19 protein-coding genes and 2 riboswitches are annotated in these 20,013 nt (G+C 35.7%); of the genes, 5 read left to right on the forward strand and 14 right to left on the reverse strand.

Annotation, left to right across the window (positions count from 1 at the left end; genetic code table 11):
- Positions 1 to 3: 3 nt before the first annotated feature.
- Positions 4 to 113: riboswitch (SAM riboswitch) on the reverse strand.
- Positions 114 to 315: 202 nt separating this feature from the next.
- Positions 316 to 429, forward strand: a riboswitch (SAM riboswitch).
- 89 nt (positions 430 to 518) lie between these two features.
- The 4 genes from metI to DET63_RS00465 all read left to right on the forward strand — a co-directional run bounded on the left by metI (position 519) and on the right by DET63_RS00465 (position 4,191).
- On the forward strand, positions 519 to 1,631 hold the full coding sequence (gene metI, locus DET63_RS00450) for a cystathionine gamma-synthase/O-acetylhomoserine thiolyase (RefSeq protein ID WP_002143142.1): 1,113 nt from the start codon (positions 519 to 521) through the stop codon (positions 1,629 to 1,631).
- Positions 1,628 to 2,791: a cystathionine beta-lyase gene (gene metC / locus DET63_RS00455; RefSeq protein WP_002088638.1), complete on the forward strand. Its 1,164-nt coding sequence runs from the start codon at positions 1,628 to 1,630 to the stop codon at positions 2,789 to 2,791. The genes metI and metC overlap by 4 nt, the downstream gene beginning before the upstream one ends.
- 160 nt (positions 2,792 to 2,951) lie before the next feature.
- Positions 2,952 to 3,464 (forward strand): cysteine hydrolase family protein, encoded by a 513-nt coding sequence (locus DET63_RS00460; protein WP_113935585.1) that lies wholly within the window; start codon positions 2,952 to 2,954, stop codon positions 3,462 to 3,464.
- Positions 3,465 to 3,900: 436 nt separating this feature from the next.
- A complete protein-coding gene (locus tag DET63_RS00465) occupies positions 3,901 to 4,191 on the forward strand; it encodes an ArsR/SmtB family transcription factor (RefSeq protein ID WP_000894375.1) in 291 nt (96 codons plus the stop codon).
- Positions 4,192 to 4,341: 150 nt separating this feature from the next.
- Here DET63_RS00465 and DET63_RS00470 read toward each other — a convergent pair whose 3' ends face one another.
- The gene (locus DET63_RS00470) at positions 4,342 to 5,454 is read right to left on the reverse strand and encodes a class I SAM-dependent methyltransferase (protein ID WP_113935586.1); all 1,113 of its coding nucleotides are present in this window, start codon (positions 5,452 to 5,454) and stop codon (positions 4,342 to 4,344) included.
- A 9-nt stretch (positions 5,455 to 5,463) separates the two neighbouring features.
- A complete protein-coding gene (locus tag DET63_RS00475; protein ID WP_002088640.1) occupies positions 5,464 to 6,093 on the reverse strand; it encodes an MBL fold metallo-hydrolase in 630 nt (209 codons plus the stop codon).
- A gap of 170 nt (positions 6,094 to 6,263) precedes the next feature.
- On the opposite strand from DET63_RS00475, the gene DET63_RS00480 reads away from it, so the two are divergent.
- Complete coding sequence (locus DET63_RS00480; RefSeq protein WP_002034036.1) at positions 6,264 to 6,434, forward strand: DUF2759 domain-containing protein; 171 nt, start codon at positions 6,264 to 6,266, stop codon at positions 6,432 to 6,434.
- Positions 6,435 to 6,514: 80 nt separating this feature from the next.
- Here the strand turns inward: DET63_RS00480 and glcK are convergent, their stop codons facing one another.
- The 12 genes from glcK to DET63_RS00540 all read right to left on the reverse strand — a co-directional run bounded on the left by glcK (position 6,515) and on the right by DET63_RS00540 (position 19,992).
- On the reverse strand, positions 6,515 to 7,498 hold the full coding sequence (gene glcK / locus DET63_RS00485; protein WP_113935587.1) for a glucokinase: 984 nt from the start codon (positions 7,496 to 7,498) through the stop codon (positions 6,515 to 6,517).
- Positions 7,499 to 7,517: 19 nt separating this feature from the next.
- Positions 7,518 to 7,718, reverse strand: a complete 201-nt coding sequence (locus tag DET63_RS00490; protein WP_000253699.1) for a YqgQ family protein — start codon at positions 7,716 to 7,718, stop codon at positions 7,518 to 7,520.
- Between the two features lie 103 nt (positions 7,719 to 7,821).
- Complete coding sequence (locus DET63_RS00495) at positions 7,822 to 8,400, reverse strand: 5-formyltetrahydrofolate cyclo-ligase (protein ID WP_002034038.1); 579 nt, start codon at positions 8,398 to 8,400, stop codon at positions 7,822 to 7,824.
- Between the two features lie 104 nt (positions 8,401 to 8,504).
- Positions 8,505 to 8,654: a 50S ribosomal protein L33 gene (gene rpmG / locus DET63_RS00500; RefSeq protein ID WP_001265616.1), complete on the reverse strand. Its 150-nt coding sequence runs from the start codon at positions 8,652 to 8,654 to the stop codon at positions 8,505 to 8,507.
- 69 nt (positions 8,655 to 8,723) lie between these two features.
- Positions 8,724 to 11,078, reverse strand: a complete 2,355-nt coding sequence (locus tag DET63_RS00505; protein ID WP_113935588.1) for a sugar phosphate nucleotidyltransferase — start codon at positions 11,076 to 11,078, stop codon at positions 8,724 to 8,726.
- Between the two features lie 345 nt (positions 11,079 to 11,423).
- A complete protein-coding gene (gene phoU / locus DET63_RS00510; RefSeq protein WP_002015145.1) occupies positions 11,424 to 12,080 on the reverse strand; it encodes a phosphate signaling complex protein PhoU in 657 nt (218 codons plus the stop codon).
- Positions 12,081 to 12,352: 272 nt separating this feature from the next.
- Positions 12,353 to 13,483 carry an RNA-guided endonuclease InsQ/TnpB family protein gene (locus DET63_RS00515; RefSeq protein ID WP_113935589.1) on the reverse strand — a complete coding sequence of 377 codons (1,131 nt, stop codon included), beginning with the start codon at positions 13,481 to 13,483 and terminating at the stop codon, positions 12,353 to 12,355.
- Positions 13,484 to 13,735: 252 nt separating this feature from the next.
- Positions 13,736 to 14,551 carry a phosphate ABC transporter ATP-binding protein gene (gene pstB / locus DET63_RS00520; protein WP_002088644.1) on the reverse strand — a complete coding sequence of 272 codons (816 nt, stop codon included), beginning with the start codon at positions 14,549 to 14,551 and terminating at the stop codon, positions 13,736 to 13,738.
- A gap of 28 nt (positions 14,552 to 14,579) precedes the next feature.
- Entirely contained in the window at positions 14,580 to 15,446 is an 867-nt protein-coding gene (gene pstA, locus DET63_RS00525) for a phosphate ABC transporter permease PstA (protein ID WP_002088645.1), read from the reverse strand.
- 1 nt (position 15,447) lies between these two features.
- Entirely contained in the window at positions 15,448 to 16,398 is a 951-nt protein-coding gene (gene pstC, locus DET63_RS00530) for a phosphate ABC transporter permease subunit PstC (RefSeq protein ID WP_113935590.1), read from the reverse strand.
- A gap of 27 nt (positions 16,399 to 16,425) precedes the next feature.
- On the reverse strand, positions 16,426 to 17,343 hold the full coding sequence (locus tag DET63_RS00535) for a PstS family phosphate ABC transporter substrate-binding protein (RefSeq protein WP_098635939.1): 918 nt from the start codon (positions 17,341 to 17,343) through the stop codon (positions 16,426 to 16,428).
- Positions 17,344 to 17,865: 522 nt separating this feature from the next.
- Complete coding sequence (locus DET63_RS00540; RefSeq protein WP_113935591.1) at positions 17,866 to 19,992, reverse strand: peptidoglycan D,D-transpeptidase FtsI family protein; 2,127 nt, start codon at positions 19,990 to 19,992, stop codon at positions 17,866 to 17,868.
- Between the last annotated feature and the right edge of the window lie 21 nt (positions 19,993 to 20,013).

The following is a 20,013-nucleotide window of genomic DNA, read 5'->3' on the forward strand; positions in this document are numbered from 1 at the left end:
CTCCTCTTATTATGCAAAACACACGTTTTGCAGGTTTTAGCACCGTTTCAAACATTTAGTTTGAAGGTTGCCGGGTTTCACAGGGCCTTTCCCTCCACCGCTCTCAATAAGAGTTTGTCTTTATTATTTTATTTATGTAGCTAAAAGGAAATACGTTCCCCTTTTAACAATGTTTGTTAATTTTTTATAAATTTAGCACGCACTAAAATAAAAGTCAATGACACTTGCGGAAAAATAAAAATTATTTAAAATAAAGTTGCAATTCAAATATCTTTTGTTGTAAAGTTAAAACCATAATAAAATTTCATACGAACATTCTTATCTAGAGAGGTAGAGGGACTGGCCCTTTGACGCCTCAGCAACCATTAACATTCATTCGTTAATAAGGTGCTAATTCCAGCAAATTGTGAAAGATTTGACAGATGAGAAGAAGACTCTATTCAATCCGAAAGCCTTCTTCTTAGAAGGCTTTTTTTATTTTCACTTAGTCGTTCACTTTAAAAAGGGGGAATTTTCACATGTCAACAATCGAAACAAAACTAGCACAAATCGGGAACCGTAGCGAAGCTACAACAGGAACGGTTAATCCACCTGTTTATTTCTCAACTGCTTATCGTCACGAAGGAATTGGTAAATCTACTGGATTTGACTATTCAAGAACTGGAAATCCGACTCGTGGCCTTTTAGAACAGGCAATTGCAGACTTAGAAAGCGGTGAGCAAGGGTATGCCTGTAGTTCAGGAATGGCGGCTGTTCTCCTTGTCCTTTCACTATTCCGTTCCGGAGATGAGCTTATCGTATCTGAAGACTTATACGGGGGAACATATCGTCTATTTTCCGAACATGAAGACAAGTGGAATATTCGATGTAGATACGTAGATACACAATCTATTAAACAAATTGAGCAAGCAATCACATCTCAAACGAAGGCTATTTTCATAGAAACACCGACTAATCCATTAATGCAAGTAACTGATATCGTAAGTGTAGCAAGTGTAGCGAAAAGGCACGGACTACTTCTTATTGTAGATAACACGTTCTATACACCTTATATACAGCAACCATTAACAGAAGGTGCAAACATCGTCCTTCATAGCGCAACTAAATATTTAGGCGGTCATAACGATGTACTAAGCGGACTTGTCGTTGCGAAAGGGAAATCTCTTTGCGAGGAGCTTGCTCATTATCATAATGCCTCTGGTGCTGTCTTAAGCCCGTTTGATTCATGGCTATTAATTCGAGGGATGAAGACTTTAGCACTTCGCATGAAACAGCATGAAGAAAACGCTCATGCAATTGTTGCTTATTTAAATGATGAAGATGGTGTGACAGATGTATTTTATCCAGGAAGAGGTGGTATGATTTCATTTCGCCTTCAAGATGAAACTTGGATTAATCCTTTCTTACAATCTTTATCCTTAATTACATTTGCTGAAAGTCTTGGCGGCGTCGAAAGTTTAATGACTTATCCAGCAACGCAAACTCATGCCGACATTCCAGAAGATGTTCGAACAGCACGTGGTGTGTGTAATCGTCTTCTCCGTTTTTCAGTCGGCATCGAAAATAGCAACGACTTAATTCAAGACTTAAAGCAAGCAATTAAACTTGTAAAAGAAGGTGTAAGAATATGAGTTATTCCATAGATACGCTTTTACTGCATAATCAATACAAGCATGACTCACACACAGGAGCTGTTAACGTTCCCATCTATAACACATCAACATTCCATCAGTTTGATGTAGATGCTTTCGGAAAGTATGACTATAGTAGATCTGGAAATCCAACACGTGAAGCTCTTGAAGATATCATTGCTTTATTAGAAGGCGGGACAAAAGGATTTGCCTTTGCATCAGGCATTGCAGCCATTTCTACTGCATTTCTCCTTCTTTCACAAGGTGACCATGTTCTTATTTCAGAAGATGTATATGGAGGCACTTATCGAATTGTTACTGAAGTTCTCTCCCGTTATGGTGTTTCACATACATTTGTTGATATGACCAATGTGGAAGAAGTAAAAGAAAACATTAAACCAAATACGAAGCTCTTTTATGTAGAAACACCTTCTAACCCACTTTTAAAAGTGACAGATATTCGTGCTGTTTCTAATCTTGCAAAATCTATTGGTGCTCTTACTTTTGTTGATAATACATTTTTGACACCACTATTTCAAAAACCGCTTGATCTTGGCGCTGATGTCGTTCTTCATAGCGCTACAAAGTTTATTGCTGGTCATAGCGATGTCACCGCCGGATTAGCTGTCGTAAAAGATGAAGAACTCGCTCAAAAGCTCGGCTTTCTACAAAACGCTTTTGGTGCTATTTTAGGACCGCAAGATTGTTCTCTCGTGCTTCGCGGCATTAAAACATTGCATGTACGTCTCGAACATTCAGCTGCAGGTGCCAACAAAATCGCACATTTTTTACAAGAGCACACTAAAGTTCAAAATGTCTATTATCCTGGCTTACAAACACATCTTGGATTTGACATTCAACAATCTCAAGCTACATCAGCCGGAGCTGTCCTATCTTTCACTTTACAATCAGAAGACGCACTCCGCCAATTTTTATCAAAAGTAAAATTACCTGTCTTCGCAGTTAGTTTAGGAGCTGTCGAATCGATTCTTTCCTACCCAGCTAAAATGTCACATGCAGCACTGTCGCAAGAAGCTCGTGATGAAAGAGGTATTTCTAATTCATTACTTCGGTTATCCGTTGGCCTTGAAAATGTTGACGATTTAATATCCGATTTTGAAAATGCCCTTTCTTATGTAGAAGAGCCTGTAAATGCATAGGACGAACAGAAGATATGAAATTAAGTTTTCATCTCTTCTTTTTTATGCCGTTAAGTATATTTTTTACTTTTCGTATAGTTCATAAAAAACGAAAGAGCACCATCTATTTCCAAGTAATGAATTAATTGATATATTAAAAAGTAAAAAAGGGGCAAAAATAATGGATACTTGTGCAGATGTTTTAATCGTTATCGATTTACAAAATGGGGTATGTTATAACGGAGAGCATTTATTTGATTTACAAAACTTGCTTACAAAAGTAAATAAAAGAATTTCTTCCTATAGAAAATCAAATAAACCAATCATTTTTGTTCAACATTGTGATGATGATTTAGTACCCGAAAAAGAACTTTGGGCTATTCATACCGATCTAGATGTTCAAGAACAAGATTTTTTTGTAAGAAAAACACATGCAAATTCATTTTATAAAACGAACTTAAAAGAGATTTTAGACCAATTATCTGTACATCATATTGAATTTTGTGGTGCCCAAACAGAGTACTGTATGGATGCTACGATTAAATTTGCCCATGGACTAGGATACGAAAACTTCATGATACAGAAAACAACCTCTACGTTAAATAATCCATTTATGTCCGCAAAAGAGACAATTAATTTTTATGAAAATATATGGAATCACAGATTTTTAAAATTGATACAAGATGAACTCTAGAATAAATGACTAATAACTTGATCATTCTAAGATTTATCAGCCACATTCAAATATTTCATTATCACCATTATAAAGAAGCTGATCATAATCAGCTTCTTTTCTTTTAACCTGTTATATATTCTATATATAACATTATAATTCCTTTGTCATATTATTTTAAAAATTTTGTATATTCATTTGAAAGAATAAGAAAATCATGATAAAATTGTGTTACGAATATATCTATATCTTTCAATTTTTGAAACGCATCAAAATTTTCACTCAAAAATGTCATTTTACAAAACTGTGCAAATTTATCTATTTTATTTACATCAGGGTCTCTTTTCTTACAATTTCTTTACTTTAGGACTTTTTTTCTGCAACAACTGTTTTCTTTTCTTTGATTTTTTGGTATGTATAGTATGGTATAACAGCTCACACGGAGGTGGAAAAGAACATGTTAGAAACCTTTCAAAAAGAAATAGAACTATATGAAAGCAATGCAGAATTATTGAAAGTGCTTGCTCATCCTGTTCGCTTATGTATTGTAAAGGGATTAATTGAACGTGGCCCAAGCAACGTTTCTACAATGTACACAGGCTTAAACATGCCACAATCTACAATTTCACAGCATTTAGCAAAGTTAAAAAGTGCTAAAATCGTTTCTAGTGAAAGAAAAGGATTGGAAATTTACTACAAAGTAGAAAACGAAACAATTATTCAACTCGTTCGTGTATTATTAGGTTAGGGACCTATAGACAGAGAAAAAGAGTGTATTCTATATTTTTCATCTCATATCTTTAATATAAATATATATCATGAGAGAAAATATATAATGCTACATAATTAAAAGTCGTATTAAAAAACAAGACACAGAAAATACTGTGTCTTGTTTTTTTCATATCGTTAAATATTGATTCAAAAGTAAATTCTTCATATCTTTTGTGTGTATAACAACATCGAAAGCATTACCTAATCCTCCGTTCAAAATCATAGAGCGAATAGCTCTATTTAGTTTTTGAGTTTCAGAAAAAGGGTTGGTATCTTGATGGCTAGCAAGCTGATCTAATATTCCTGCTGCTAACAAAAACTCTGATTGCTTCCTATGCCATATCGTATTAATTCCGTGCAGCTCAAAATTCATCTTCAACTCATCCCAATGAACATGCGTAGTAAGGTCCATTTCTCCTGGATATGCAAGAGGATTACGAATTAGCTTGTGCTTATAATATCCTCTTAAACTTCCTTCACGATGTGCAGGATGCATCCATTCTTCTTTTGTATATCCATAATCAACTGTAATACATATACCTTTCTGAAACCATTTCGCAATCTCTTCTATATACTCTTCCATTGCAATAGGCACTTCAAAGCGCTGTCCCTCAGCAATATGAATGTTATATTTCAATAAGTAACGACCGACTCTTTTCTCTATCGGTCTAAATACTTCTGTAAGGTTTCCCTCATCTGTATACGTGATACGTACTTCATACAAAATTCCATTTCTTTTCTCAACTATCTCAACAGGAAACGCATCAAATAATTCATTCGAAAAAATAATTCCTTCGAAAGACTCTCCCATTTCAATATAAGATGTATAATACGACACATTATCAAATAAGCAAAGCCTCTCCTGTTGTAGCCTTCTATGAAAAGGGCTCACTTCAATAATTGAATAGTTTAAATTGATAAAGGTTTCCGGAGATAATTGTTTCCATTCTTGTAAAACATCATAGGCAAACTTTCCTGTTCCCCCACCAATCTCACAAATATTTGGAGAAACTTCTCCCTTTTCAACAAGCCGAATAAAAAGCTTAGCAAAAGTCTTCGCAAATACAGAAGATACATTGCTACTCGTAAAAAAATCTCCCTGTCTTCCAATTTTTTCACGTTCTCTCATATAATACCCATGTTCCTCTGCATATAATACGAGATTCATATACGTACTATATGAAATCGAATGATCCTTTTCTTTTCCCATCCATTCTCTTAAATTGAGCTCCATCCCCATAATGACTCCTTATTGTAAAAATGGATTATTTTCTTTTTCAAAACCAATGCTTGTTTCTGGACCGTGTCCACATAGCACCGCTGTTTCATCTGGTAATACAAATAATTTCTCTTCAATACTTCCAATTAATTCAGCAAAACTTCCACCAGGTAAATCCGTTCTTCCAATACTCATTTGGAACAATACATCTCCAGAAAATACAGCATTCGCTTCTTTACTATAATAAGAAATACTTCCTGGAGAATGTCCTGGTGTCTCAAAAATTTCAAAACTAAAAGAACCGATCGTTAATGTACCCTCTTCGTCAATAATATGATCTGCTGGTTTTGCTGTAATACTGCGGTTCATCATAAAAATTTGCGAGCCATTCACAGTTGCATCGCCTAACCAATTCGCTTCTTCTTTATGTACGTATACCGGAATATGAAAAGCGTCTCTCACGGCATCAACAGCACCAATATGATCAAAGTGAGCATGTGTTAATAAAACCGCAAGTGGCTTTAACTGCGCTTCCTGTAAATATGTAACAAGTTTCTCTCCTTCATGACCAGGATCAAAAATAATACACTCATTTTGATCATTCTTTAAAATATAAGCATTTGTTTGTAATGGGCCTAAAGGCATTTGTATCCATTTCATATGAAAATCTCCTCCAGTTATTTAATTTACTTTTAATGATACAACATTTCTTTCTCTTAGGAAAAGAAGGCGTGTCATCTCGACAATCATTTTTAAAACATGTACAATATAAAAGAGTAAATATTCTAAAAACTTATTCTAAGGAATGAGTAGACAGAGGAGGATATTGTATGGGCCTTGTTATTATTTTTACGCTAGTCACTCTGTTAGCTGTATTTGCTACGCTTAGAACACTTCGCGAAAAAAACTTATTCGCGGGCGGCTTCGCTATTGCAACCGTACTTGTTTTCGGATGGTTTACAATCATGACTGTTCTATATAATGGGTACCCACCAGCTTAATCCATTTACATTTTTATTCTCCAACAAGATCTTGCATAAAAAGAGGAAGGGGGCCCCTTCCTCTTTTCATTATTCACAACTTATATCATCTTCGCCTCGTATTTGTTCTTTTTTACAAGCCACGCTCCTCCAATTACACCTGCATCATTACCAAGTATTGCAATTGCTAACTTTGTGCTCTTTACAGCACGAGAGAAAGCATATTGCTCGAAATAACGTTGAATTGGCTCTAATAGTGCGTCTCCAGCTTTAGATACGCCACCACCAATTACGATTTTCTCTGGGTTCAACGTACTAGCAAGGTTCGCTACAGCTAATCCTAAATAAGAAGCTACTTTTTCCACTACTTCACCTGCTAGTTCGTCACCTTGTCCAAGCGCTTCAAACACATCTTTTGATGTAATAAGCCCTTCTTCTGCTAACATAGAACGTAAAACACTTTCTTTATCTGTCTCTTGTATTTGTTGCATAGCAACACGTACAATACCTGTTGCAGAAGCTACTGTTTCTAAGCAACCTGACTTCCCGCAATTACATGGAAAAGCGTTCTCTGTAACAACTGTAATATGTCCAATCTCACCAGCAGCACCGCTTATACCATGTACAATCTCACCATTGGCGATAACACCACCACCAACACCAGTGCCAAGTGTCATACAAATTAAATCTTTTGCTCCTTCGCCAGCACCTTTCCACATTTCACCAAGCGCCGCTAAGTTTGCATCATTATCAATAACAACAGGTAATCCTGTTTCTACTTCTAGCAAGTCTTTTAACGGATAGTTTTTCCATCCTAAATTAACCGCTTCATAAATCATTCCAGATGCCACATGTACAGGACCAGGAGCTCCCATACCAATACCAATTAGCTTGCTTTTTAATTCACCTAATTCTTCTAACTTTTTATCAATAGCTTTCGCTACATCAAGTGTAATATGTTTTCCTTGTTCATTTGTATTCGTAGGGATCTCCCACTTATGTAAAATTTCACCGTACACATTAATAAATGCTAATTTAATCGTTGTACCACCAAGGTCAACACCAACTAACCATTTCTCTTCCATGTTACTTACCTACCTTTATCTAATTCTTATTTAGCTCTTTTTGAATTTCTTGCTTCAATAAAAATAAAGCTGTTTGATAGTCTTGTGGATCGATTAGCTGTGATTGATTTAATTCACGCAATTCATCTTGCATTAATTGTAAATCTGCAATTCGATCACCCGTATAAATAATCGTACCAAATTTCTTTAGCAATTGCTGAATATCATAAATAGATACCATTTCATCACCCTCTATGCTCACTTACTATAAAAAATTATAATAAGAAAACGTTCACATATTTTATTATAATCACGAAGAAAAAGTCTCGTCAATTTTTATTTGTCTATACAAGCCCATTTTTAACCATTGTTCCTTTTTCTGTAATAATTTTTTCTACATTTTTATCAAATGGCTCTACTGGAATATGTTCTACCATTTGAAAACTATAAGCTAATGATAACGCTTTCCCTTTATAATGCACGAGATAACGATCATAATAGCCACCGCCATATCCAATCCGTTCTCCTCGCTCTGTATAAGCTACGCCTGGCACGATTTGAAGATCAATTTCATCTGCATTCACTTCTTCCGTAAGCGCTGGAATTGGTTCACGTAAATTCATATACACTGTTTCTAATTGATCAAAATTACTAATTTTCCGGAAAGACATCGTTCGTGTTCCTTTATTACACTTCGGAACAACAACTTTCTTTCCTTCTTCCCAAGCTTTTTCGATAATAGGATATGTATTCACTTCATTTTCCATTGAGAGGGTGATTCCAATTGTTTTAGCTTCAACCCACTCTTTTTGCGCATACAACGAAGCTGCAATTTGCTCTGATAAAGTTGTATACCGTTCTTCTGATAAAGAATTCATGTGTTCTATTATTTGTTTACGCAAACGTAGTTTCTCTTCTCTCACACATTTTCCCCCTCACAGTGACACTTTGCTCTACGATGATAGTGTATCACTTTTAACAGAGGAACCGAATAAAAAAAGAAACAGTAGGAAAATATTCCTACTGCTTACTTTGTTTCACGGTGTAACGTAGACTTCTTGTCACGCTTGCAATACTTTTTAAGCTCGATACGCTCAGCGTTGTTACGTTTGTTTTTCTTTGAGATATAGTTACGATCTCCGCATTCTGTACATGCTAGAGTAATATTCACACGCATTCTTATTTCCCTCCAGTACTAATAACTTAAATCAGACTATACTATAATACCACTTTTAAAATAAAAATTCTACACCTTTTGATATTGTCTAATTTTTTCTATAAGATTTTTCATGTTTTCCCTTGCTATTACTGGGTTTCTAGCATGCGAATACACTAAAAATTTCGGTTGTTTTGTGTCAGAAACGATATAAGACCACTCTTTTTCGGTATATTTGAACTGTACTCCTTCAAATATACCTTCTTCCTTTCTTTCCATATCAGCCAATAATTTCCTCATTACTTTCCCTTTTTCATTCCATGAACATACAACTTCATCACAAAGTAGATAGAGCGGAGGTGATTGCTCTACTATGCTGAGAAATGTTTTTCCCTGCAATGCTATTAGCTCGAATAATTTTCCAATTCGATATAAAATATCTCGCTTCCATCTCGCTTGAAACGACTTTTTTTCATCCTGCGTATAAAATAGAAGGTAACATTCTCCTAATTTCAAAGACATCGGGTAAATATTTCCTGCCGATTCAAGTAATAAATCTGGAATATCTACCTCTTCAAAATCTGTTCCCTGGTAAATATTACTATGATTATCATATAACTCGAAATAATTTCCTTGCTCTGAAAACATAAGTGCCATATTTGCTTTACTTGATTTCATCAAGGCTTTCACATGATGCTTTTGTTCGCCCGCATAAATCCATGTAACTGTGCATCCGAGCCTTTGCAAAAAAATCATAAGTAAATGTTGTAACATATCATTTCTCTTATTAATAAGAAGATGAAACTTCTGTTTTTGTATCGTTTCAATATCAATATGCTCTAACACAGCTTCTACATAATTATTTACAGAAACGTGAACTAGCTTATTTCGTCCCATTTCTTTCTCAGAAGCGTAATAAAACGACTCAGACATATATACTTGTTCTATCGCTTTTTGCTGCTTATACGTTAAAAATGAGCCCTCCTTACCATACAATTGTATAACAATCCCTCTTTCGCTTTCCACTTGAACGAAAACTCCACCTGCACATTGCAAATTATGAATGGCATACTGAAAAAGCGACTCATTCATTTCTTTACATTCCATCGTATGAATCCCGCTGCCATGAATGGCATGGAGGAATAAATTTTTAAAGGAAGTTGTTTCTATATTTTCCTGACTTCCAATCAATATACTCTCTCCTTTAGCAAAAAGAGATCCATAAGCCATTGCAACTTTCACAATAAATTGAGGAGTAATTTCAACATTACCCCTTCCTAAAATCCGGCTTTTTTGTAACCACCCTGCACTCTTTTCACTCTCTTTAACACCGGCAGACCCTACTATCGAATGACTATCTATCTCCTTATATGGCCATATTTTTCCTTTTTGCTTAATTACTGTACTTTTCCCTATATGACAATGGTCCGCTACAATACTTTTTTGAAAAAGTGTAACATCATCTTCGACCATTGTATGATCTCCTATTGTTGTTTCTAACAACTCACAATTTTTTCCTATATGAGCGTTTGCAAAAATGATGCTTTTTTGAAGATGAGAATAACTTGAAACGATACTATTTTTCCCGATAATAGAGTACGGTTCAATTACAGCCCCTGCACCAATCATTGCTCCTTCTCCAATAAAAGAAGGGCCATGAATTTTCGTCCCTTTTCCTATCGTTACACCTTCTCCCATCCACACCATCGGTAATACTTCTGTATATGGAATAGGCACCTTCAATTTTTTCGTCAACAAATCGAATTGAGCTTGCCGATATTGATCAAATGTACCAATATCTAGCCAATAGTCTTCTGATAAATATGCAAATAAAGCATTTTTATTTGCCAATAAAGGAAACACATCATGACTGAAATCCGAAAATTCCATGGATGGTATGTAAGAAAAGATTTCTGGCTCCATTATATAAATACCTGTATTCACAATATTAGAAACTACCTCATTCCAGCTCGGCTTTTCTATATATCGTATAATTTCTTGTTCTTTATTCATTACAACTAAGCCAAATGAGAGTGGGTTTTCTACTTCTTTCACAAACATCGTTACCATTCTCTTCTTCTGTTCATGAAATGCAATTCCTTCTGATAATTGAAAGTCAGTTAATGCATCCCCACTAATAACAACAAATGTTTCATCTAAAAAACTTTCCGCTTGCTTAATACTCCCTGCTGTTCCAAGCGGAGGAGAATCTTCAAAATAATACAAGTTAACTCCCCACTTACTACCATCACCAAAGTATTGCTTAATGGCAGTACTCATATATTGAACTGTAATTGCAATTTCACGAATACCATGCTGACGTAATAATTCAATATTATATTCAAGAACTGGTTTTTCTAACAATGGTAACATCGGTTTTGGAGTATTACATGTTAATGGTCTAAGGCGTCTCCCTTTTCCTCCAGCTAAAATAACCCCCTTCATATACTTCAGCCTCCACTTATATAATGTTCAAGAACTCCGTATATCATTTACCCCACATTAACTGCAGTAAAAGTCCGGTTTGGTATGATCTAACAATCAGCGAGAGACAGCCCCACTAATTAAAGCCTCACTTTATAAATAAATATACCTTTTAACTCCCACCCAAAAGAAAGCGCTTACCATTAACTTGGTAAAATAATTAATAATACGTAACTAACACATATGTACTTATTTTCCCATCAATTATGATACATCTTATCATCATAGACTAAAGGAAACAACGAGCTTTTTTTGTCATGTTTTGACTAAAAAAAGCAGGTGATTTCTCATCACCTACTTTTCCCCCTACTCATTCAATAAATAATGCTTTCCTTTTACTACATAAAATACATTCTCGGCAATATTTGTAACATGGTCTGCTACACGCTCAATATATCTTGCAACAAAGGATAGTTGTGTAATTTGTGTAATCGCTTCTGGTTGTCCAGGGATAGATGAAATAAATTCACGAATCGCCTTCCCATAAATTTCATCAACTGAATCATCCATTTCAGCAATTTGTTTAGCAAAAGTTAAATTTTCTTGCTCATATGCTTCTAATGCTAAATTTAACATCTTATGAGCAATCTCAAACATTTCCTCAAGATTATGTAAACTAACAACCACTTCTTTTTCACCAAGACGAATTGTTGATTTCGCAATATTAACAGCATGGTCTGCAATACGTTCTAAATCTGTCGCTGTTTTAATTGAAATGAAAATTCTTCTTAAATCACTTGCTACAGGCTGCTGCTTTGTAATAAGCATAAGCGCAAGGTCATTTATTTCCTCTTCTAAATTATCCATGCGATAATCCCCATCAATGACTTCTAACGCTTTCTCTACATCCCTGTTGTGAAGACCTTCCATAGCAATCAATAAAGCTCCACTTGCTAACTCACCAAGCTCGATCACCTTTTGCTGTAACGTTTTTAAATCACATTGAAACTGTTCTCTTACCATCATTTCTTCCCCCTCAATATTATGTGCCATTTTATATAAATCCCCTACCCAGCCTCTTGTATGTTTATTAAGCCTTGAGAAAAGAGAAATATTACTCCCCTATTTAAAATGAGGTAAAAATGAGAAATGCCGATACGATAAACTTAACTAAATCTATACAATTCAATCAAATTCACACAAGTTAGTGCTTCAAAGTGTTCTCGCAACCCCGAAGGGACGAGGGGTATAACACTCCACACGAGGCAGTATCGTTACCTCCTATTATCAAGCATTTATTTTACCCATCTTGATAAATTTATCGAAGCATTTACATCCCTATCGTGATGGCTATTGCACCCAACACAGTCCCATTCACGAATCTTTAAACTCCACTGTCCTTCTGGTTGAACTGAATGGTCGTATTTAACTCCGCAACATGAGCAAATCTTGCTGGAAGCGAACCATTTATCAGCTTTTACATATTCAATGCCGTACTTCTCACACTTGTATGATAAACATTGAAAGAAGAAGTTTAATTTTTGAAATGAAAATGCTTTCGATAGTTTTTTGTTTTTTAACAGGTTTGAGATAGGTAAGTCTTCCACAACAATCCTCATTGGTTTGGTTTTCACCAATTTAGCTGTTGATTGATGGATATGGTTATTTCGAATATTCGTAATTTTCCTAGATAGCCGAAGGTGCTCAATTTTAGCTTTTTCATATCCGGCAGATTGAAATTTCACACCTTTTTTAAATCTCCTAGACATATCTCTTTGCGCTGACTTTTTCTTTTTCAAAAGTTTTTTAACCTTAGCATCTTTGTTTATATTTCGTTCTTTCGTACCATTAGAAGCTACAAACAGCTCTTTTAAACCAACATCCACACCAAACGACTCATTGGTTAGTTCTTGTGATTCAAAGTCTTCCTGGAACCCTACACTAATCCACCAGTGACGACCATCAAATGTAACTCTTGGATTTGATGATTTTTTGTTTCTTGGTAGTTGTTGGCTTGTTTTCACTTCTCCAATAGACTGAATATCAACTACTTTCTTTCCTATAATCAGTCTTTCATAATTGGCATAAAATCCTTGAATTAAATCTTTTTTGGATTTATAAGAAGTGTGATAACCATTTTTGTACTTTTTGAACGAATTTCTTCTCGCCTTATCAAAATCTTTTGAAGCCTGTTTTGGAACTTGTGCGTTGATGTCATTTAACCACTCATATCTCTTTCGCTTCTTGATCTTTGTAAATCGTTTCTGTAAATCTAACTGTGAAACAGATTTTCCAAATAGCTTATAGTATCTATCACTCATTCTTTTACAATAGTTATAAGCAAATCTTGAAGCTCCAGCATGATTTCTAAGCACTTTTTCTTGTTCAGGCGTTGGAATCAGTCTGACTTTCTTCGCCAATATCATCAGAAGTCAACTCCTTAATCATCTGATTGATTTTTTCTACTTTCGCAACATTCACGCTCACCATTTCTAGCCACGTTGTAGTTCAATCAGCTTTAGGGATTGCACGCAGTTAACCCTCACTACTAGCCAATCACTTGACTAGCAGGGCTTACTGATATCTTTAATTAACTTTGGTTATAATTGGTTAAATAAATCGTAACAGTTAGTTACCCTCTGTTAAGAGGGCATTTACTCTTAGCCTTGCTAGCGATATCAACCAAATCGTCCTGTAATGTAGTCTTCTGTACGCTTATCTGCAGGTGTTGTAAATAATTTGTTCGTATCTGTATATTCCACAACTTCTCCACTTAAGAAGAAAGCAGTTTTATCTGAAATTCGTGCTGCTTGTTGCATGTTGTGCGTTACGATAACAATACTAAAATCTTTCTTTAACTCCTGAATTAATTCTTCTACTTTTGATGTTGAAATTGGATCTAGCGCCGATGTTGGCTCATCCATTAAAATTACGTCTGGCTCAATCGCTAAGCAGCGTGCAATGCATAGACGTTGTTGCTGACCACCAGATAAACCGTATGCATTATCATGCAAACGATCTTTTAACTCATCCCAAATAGCTGCGCCGCGCAAGCTATTTTCAACAATTTCATCAAGTGTTTTTTTGTCACGAACACCATGGATTTTCGGACCATATGCTACATTTTCATAAATAGATTTTGGGAATGGATTTGGCTTTTGGAACACCATACCCACATGCGTACGTAATTCTTCAACCGGATATGATTTATCAAATATGTTTCGTTCTCTATATTCGATAACGCCCGTAGTTCGAACGATAGGCACTAACTCTACCATACGATTTAGCGTTTTTAAGTATGTTGATTTCCCACAACCACTTGGACCGATAATCGCTGTTACTTCATTCTCATGAATACTTAAGTTGATATCTTTTAAAGCATGGTCTTCTCCGTACCATAAATTTAAATTTTTCGTATCAAATACTATTTTTTTTGGTGCTGTCTCAATCTTTTTCTCATTTTTCACCTGTACATTTACTACTGTTGCTACCATTTGAATTCCCCTTTCATCCACTTCCAACTTATTTTCGATTTCGTAACCATAAGACAAATATATTTATAAAGAGCAACAATCCTAGCAAAACAATCATCCCAGCTGCTGCTACATACTGAAATTCTTCTTGTGGTCTACTCATCCAATTAAAAATTTGAATTGGTAAAACCGTAAATCTATCAAACATACTGAACGGAACATAATTTGCAAAGGCAAGGGCCCCAATAACTAATAATGGTGCTGCCTCACCAATTGCTCTCGATACCGCTAACGTACATCCCGTTACAATCCCTGGCAAAGCGACTGGCAATACAATTTGATACATCGTTTGCCATTTCGTAGCACCTAATCCGTAAGAAGCCTCTAGTAATGAGCTCGGCACAGTTCTAATCGCTTCTTGACTAGCTACAACAACAGTTGGTAAGACGAGTAAACTCATCGTCAGTGCCGCTGCCATTATGCTCTCTCCCAAATGGAGAGCGTATACGAAAATAGTTAACCCGAGTAAACCAAACACAACGGAAGGTACCCCTGCTAATGTTTGATTATTTAATTCAATTAACTTTTTAAAAACGGACTCCTTCGCATAATGCTCTAAATAAAGAGCTGTTCCGACTCCAAATATAAAAGAGACTGGTATAACAATGCTCATAAATAGTATTGTTCCTGACAAAGCAGCGACAATCCCAGCTTCTCTCGGATTACGTGAGGCGAAGTTTGTAAAGAAATCTATTGAAAGATAACTTATACCTTTTTCAAAAATTTGAAAAAGCAATATAAAAAGTATTACTACTGAAAACAAAATTGCTATATAAAACAAACACTTGTAAATCCGATCCTTTAAAAAACGCGATGCCATATTTTCTTGTATGTTCTTATGGTTTAACATTCGCATATTATGTCAACCTCCTAAAACGGCGCATAATATATTGCGAAATGAAATTCATAATAAAAGTAAACATAAATAACGTTGCACCTACAGCATACATGCTGTAATAAGTAATCGTTCCGTGCGGAGCATCACCTAAACTCACTTGTACAATATAGGCTGTTAATGTTTGAATAGAATGAGTCGGATCTATCGATACATTAGGTGTTGATCCAGCTGCAATAACAACAATCATCGTTTCACCAATTGCCCTGGAAGCTGCTAATATAATCGCTGCCATTATGCCCGTAAAAGCCGATGGAAACACCACTTGTTTTACCATCTCAAAACGAGTTGCTCCTAGCGCTAATGAGGCTTCTTTAATTCCTTTCGCTACAGCTCTCATCGCATCTTCAGAGAGAGATGCAATCGTCGGTATCATCATAAACCCTATAACAATACCTGGACTAATAGCATTAAAAAACTGCAAATCTGGTATAACCCGTTGTAAAAGTGGTGTGACAACTGTTAACGCGAAAAAACCATATACAATTGTCGGGATGCCTGCTAGTAGCTCTAACAACGGTTTTAATATTTTCCGAGCGCCATTCGAAGCGTATTCGCTTAAAAACACGGCACAACCTAAACCAATAGGAATTGCTACGAACATGGCAATTGCTGTTACAAGGATTGTTCCACATATAAGTGGTAATATACCGAATTTTGGATCTTCAAAAAAAGGTAACCATTCCTTCTCTGTCAAAAAAGAATACAATGATATCTTTTGAAAAAACATGATTGTTTCATTTGCCAACGTAATAATAATTCCAAGTGTCGTTACAATGGACACGCTAGCAATGGCTTTTAGTATTAACGGAACAATTCGATTGATTCGCTGCGTTTTTTTTCTTCTATTTGTATTTCTCTCAATCAAATGTTGTACAGAAAATGTAACTTGACTTTTGTCATTATGAGCCAAAGATGAAAACCCCTTTCCACCCTGACATTACCTTTTTATTTCTGTTAACATTCGCAGCTGTTCATTATATTTTTCTTTTGGTAATTTTACATATCCGACCTCTTCAGCAAGGCTTCCAACATGCTTAATCATAAACTCAACATAATTTGCTACATTAATTTTATTTCTGATAGATGCATGATTCACATACGTAAATAGCGGCCTAGATAATGGCTTATACGTACCCGACTGAATGGTCTCTTTCGTTGGAAATACACCATCCACCTGTATTGCTTTTACCTTATCTCGATTGGCCATATAATAAGCATATCCTACAAAAGCAATGGCATTTTTATCATTCATTACCCCTTGCATAATAACTTGATCGTCTTCAGACAAAGAAACCGTTTTTACAAGGCGATTATTTTGTAAGACAACATTTTGGAAATAATCATAAGTACCAGAGTCTACGCCTGGCGCATAAAATTTAACTTGTTCACGAGGCCATGATGAATGAATTTGTGACCATCGTTTCAATCTTCCATTTTCACTCCATAATAGACGTAACTCGTCTATCGTCATATTGTTTACCCACGTATTTTGACGATTCACAACAATCGTTAGACCGTCATAAGCAACCTCAAATGGTGTAAATTGAATGAATTTTTTCTGCATTGCTTTTTCTTCTACCGGTTTCATCAATCTCGAAGCATTGTTTATATCTACTTCTCCTTTACTGAAACGATTAAATCCTCCCCCTGTCCCAGAAATACTAATAGAAATTTTCACGTTTGGATGGGCCTTTGTATATTCCTCTGCTACTGCCTCTATAATGGGGAAAACCGTTGAGGATCCATCAACTCTCACTTCTCCCATTTCATTTGTAGCGAATGCAGTAGACATATTAAAACAAAGGAAACATGTCGATAATGTCAAAACTTTAATCGATGTGCTCATCCATTTCACGTGTTCTTCCTCCTAGAAGTAACCGGAAATAACAGGATTACAGATATAAGAATACTGCTAAACTATTAATTCGGTTTTAATTATTTGTAAAAGTTTTGTAAAGTCCCACAAAAACAACTGTATACACAAACTTTATTTTCACTTTTGTACTTTAGATGCAGGAAATTTTCTAATCATCCATAAGGCGAAACTTTAATTAGTGGGGGTTTTGTTCATCCCCCCACTAATTATTAGCCCTCACCAATCGGGCGTTTACGGGCAGCAGGGCTCCCACCTAACTTCTTTGCTCCAGCTGAATTTTGAGGTGGGAGTTTTAACGCCCTCAAATGCGGGATAAAACTGCTATCGCCTATCACACACAACAAACTTAGAGCGTATGCACTAATCTTGTTGTGTTCATCGTTTTTGAAACTACATGTTTTTTCAATATTTTATGCTTGTCCACATTTACTAAACCATATGCGTAAGGCATAAAAAAAAGCACACTATCTTTTCAGATAGTGTGCTTTTTTTACAACTTTTTTATTCATCATCTTGATTTTTATTTTTTTGCGCTTTTTCATCTTGCGGAGCTTCACCAGTTAATGCTTGGTTTTTCAAATCAAAGTAAGCATCCATAATTTCACGACTAATATATCCATTAATACCAGTCTTATCATCATGTACCCACGGAACAACAACAGAGAATGCTACTTCTGGATCTTCGAGCGGGGCATAACCTACTAATGTTAAGTTATAAGTCTCCACACGCTGACCATCTGCTTTTTTACCAATCTCTTTATCTCCGCCATATACGGTTTGCGCTGTACCAGTTTTCCCTGCAGCTTTATATTTTGCACCAGTAAAGTATTTTGTAGCTGTACCACCTGTATCGTTAAACACTTGTCTAAATCCTTCTTGAACACGTTTAATTTGTGATTCAGGCATATCAACACGATTTAATACTTTCGGTTCCATGGATTGAACAACTTTTCCAACTTCCTCTGGCTTCGCCGATGGCTGACGAATTTCCTTTACAACTTGGGGTTGCATACGATATCCACCATTTGCAATCGTCGAAATATATTGCGCTAATTGAAGCGGTGTATACGTATCATACTGCCCGATTGATAAATCTAATAAGAAACCTGGTTGATTTCCTTTACCTATTTGACCAGCAGTTTCATTTGGCAAATCAATTCCTGTTTTCACACCAAGTCCAAACTGACCAAAATAGTAACGCATAGTATCGAACGCACTTTTCGGAATATCTAACGTACCGCCTCGTACATATGGAACCCCAGCGATATTCATCGCTGTTTTAAACATATAAACGTTTGAAGACTGTTTTAACGCTGTAAGGTCATTAATATACCCCATCTGTTTCCAAGATGACTTCGTAGGTGTCCCTTTTAATTTAATCGGTTCATCATACTGTACAGCTCCAGGTTGAATCGCACCAGTTTGATACCCCGTAAGTACTGTCGCACCTTTTACAGTTGAACCCATCGGATAAGAACTTGTCATCGTTCCTAATGCAAAATCATCTACTTTCGTTTCCCCGTCTTTATTCACTAATTGTTTCCCCGCCATAGATAAAACTTCACCATTTTTCGGGTTCATCATTACAACGAATGCACGGTCTAAAAGAGGTTCGCTCCCTTTAAATCTCATTAAGTTTTTTGTAAGAATTTCTTCTACGCGCTTTTGTAATTTCATATCAATCGTTAAATTTAGATCGTTACCTCGTTGTCCTTGTGACACATTAATAGTTTCTAAAATATTACCGTCTTTATCTGTAACATTTCTAACTTCAGCTTTTGTGCCGTGTAAACTATCTTCGTACTGTTGCTCAAGGTAACTTTTTCCTACACGATCGTTACGATTATAATCACGAACAAGATAGTGATCTAATCTTTCTCTCGGTAACCCTTCATCAGAAGAAGTTACACCACCAAGTACACTTCGGAACATATCGTCATACTTATATTTTCGCTCCCAGTCAACATTTGTATCTACACCTGGTAATTTCGCTAAATTTTCACTAATAATCGCGTATTCTTCCGGTGTTGCATTTTTTTTAACGATTTGCGGCGTCATTGCATATCCGCTTTCCATCTTACTTTTGATCGCCAATATTTCTAAATCTTTTGCTGACAGTTGATTAATCTCTTCTTCTGTTACACGATTTCGTTGACGTTCATCTAGTTCTTTATCGTCAATTTTATTCACTTTAAACTCTTCACGATCTTTTTTTGTGATTTTTGCTTCTGCTTCTTCTTTATGTAAAGCAAGCCAATAATCTTTCTTATCGCGATCTGTTAACTTATCTGTTGGGACTTCAATTAAATCTGCTAACTTTTTCGCCGTCTCTAAGCGATCTGCTGCAGTTGATCCCTTCATTTTTGTAAATGTAATTGTACGAATAGGCTCATTATCTACGACCGCTTCTCCATTACGATCAAATATTTTCCCGCGTGGTACAGGATTACTTATCGTTGAGTTTTCTTTTTTCTCAACTTCATTTTTATATTCCTCACCACGAACAATTTGTACGTATCCAAGCCTTACAATAACCGCGGAGAACATTAAAAACACGCAAAAAAACAACACGTTTAACCGAAAAGGAACGTGGGTCTTTTTCTTTTGTTGTTTCTGCTTCTTGCTCATACAAACCCCCTCTACCAACAG

The organism is Bacillus sp. DB-2, from assembly GCF_003315125.1.
Taxonomy (GTDB): domain Bacteria; phylum Bacillota; class Bacilli; order Bacillales; family Bacillaceae_G; genus Bacillus_A; species Bacillus_A mycoides.

Excerpts from the sequence above, each read along its gene's own strand:
- metI (WP_002143142.1), top strand. The coding sequence starts at position 519 with ATGTCAACAATCGAAACAAAACTAGCACAAATCGGGAACCGTAGCGAA.
- metC (WP_002088638.1), top strand. The coding sequence starts at position 1,628 with ATGAGTTATTCCATAGATACGCTTTTACTGCATAATCAATACAAGCAT.
- DET63_RS00460 (WP_113935585.1), top strand. The coding sequence starts at position 2,952 with ATGGATACTTGTGCAGATGTTTTAATCGTTATCGATTTACAAAATGGG.
- DET63_RS00465 (WP_000894375.1), top strand. The coding sequence starts at position 3,901 with ATGTTAGAAACCTTTCAAAAAGAAATAGAACTATATGAAAGCAATGCA.
- DET63_RS00470 (WP_113935586.1), bottom strand. The coding sequence starts at position 5,454 with ATGGGGATGGAGCTCAATTTAAGAGAATGGATGGGAAAAGAAAAGGAT.
- DET63_RS00475 (WP_002088640.1), bottom strand. The coding sequence starts at position 6,093 with ATGAAATGGATACAAATGCCTTTAGGCCCATTACAAACAAATGCTTAT.
- DET63_RS00480 (WP_002034036.1), top strand. The coding sequence starts at position 6,264 with ATGGGCCTTGTTATTATTTTTACGCTAGTCACTCTGTTAGCTGTATTT.
- glcK (WP_113935587.1), bottom strand. The coding sequence starts at position 7,498 with ATGGAAGAGAAATGGTTAGTTGGTGTTGACCTTGGTGGTACAACGATT.
- DET63_RS00490 (WP_000253699.1), bottom strand. The coding sequence starts at position 7,718 with ATGGTATCTATTTATGATATTCAGCAATTGCTAAAGAAATTTGGTACG.
- rpmG (WP_001265616.1), bottom strand. The coding sequence starts at position 8,654 with ATGCGTGTGAATATTACTCTAGCATGTACAGAATGCGGAGATCGTAAC.
- DET63_RS00505 (WP_113935588.1), bottom strand. The coding sequence starts at position 11,078 with ATGAAGGGGGTTATTTTAGCTGGAGGAAAAGGGAGACGCCTTAGACCA.
- phoU (WP_002015145.1), bottom strand. The coding sequence starts at position 12,080 with ATGGTAAGAGAACAGTTTCAATGTGATTTAAAAACGTTACAGCAAAAG.
- DET63_RS00515 (WP_113935589.1), bottom strand. The coding sequence starts at position 13,483 with ATGATATTGGCGAAGAAAGTCAGACTGATTCCAACGCCTGAACAAGAA.
- pstB (WP_002088644.1), bottom strand. The coding sequence starts at position 14,551 with ATGGTAGCAACAGTAGTAAATGTACAGGTGAAAAATGAGAAAAAGATT.
- pstA (WP_002088645.1), bottom strand. The coding sequence starts at position 15,446 with ATGCGAATGTTAAACCATAAGAACATACAAGAAAATATGGCATCGCGT.
- DET63_RS00540 (WP_113935591.1), bottom strand. The coding sequence starts at position 19,992 with ATGAGCAAGAAGCAGAAACAACAAAAGAAAAAGACCCACGTTCCTTTT.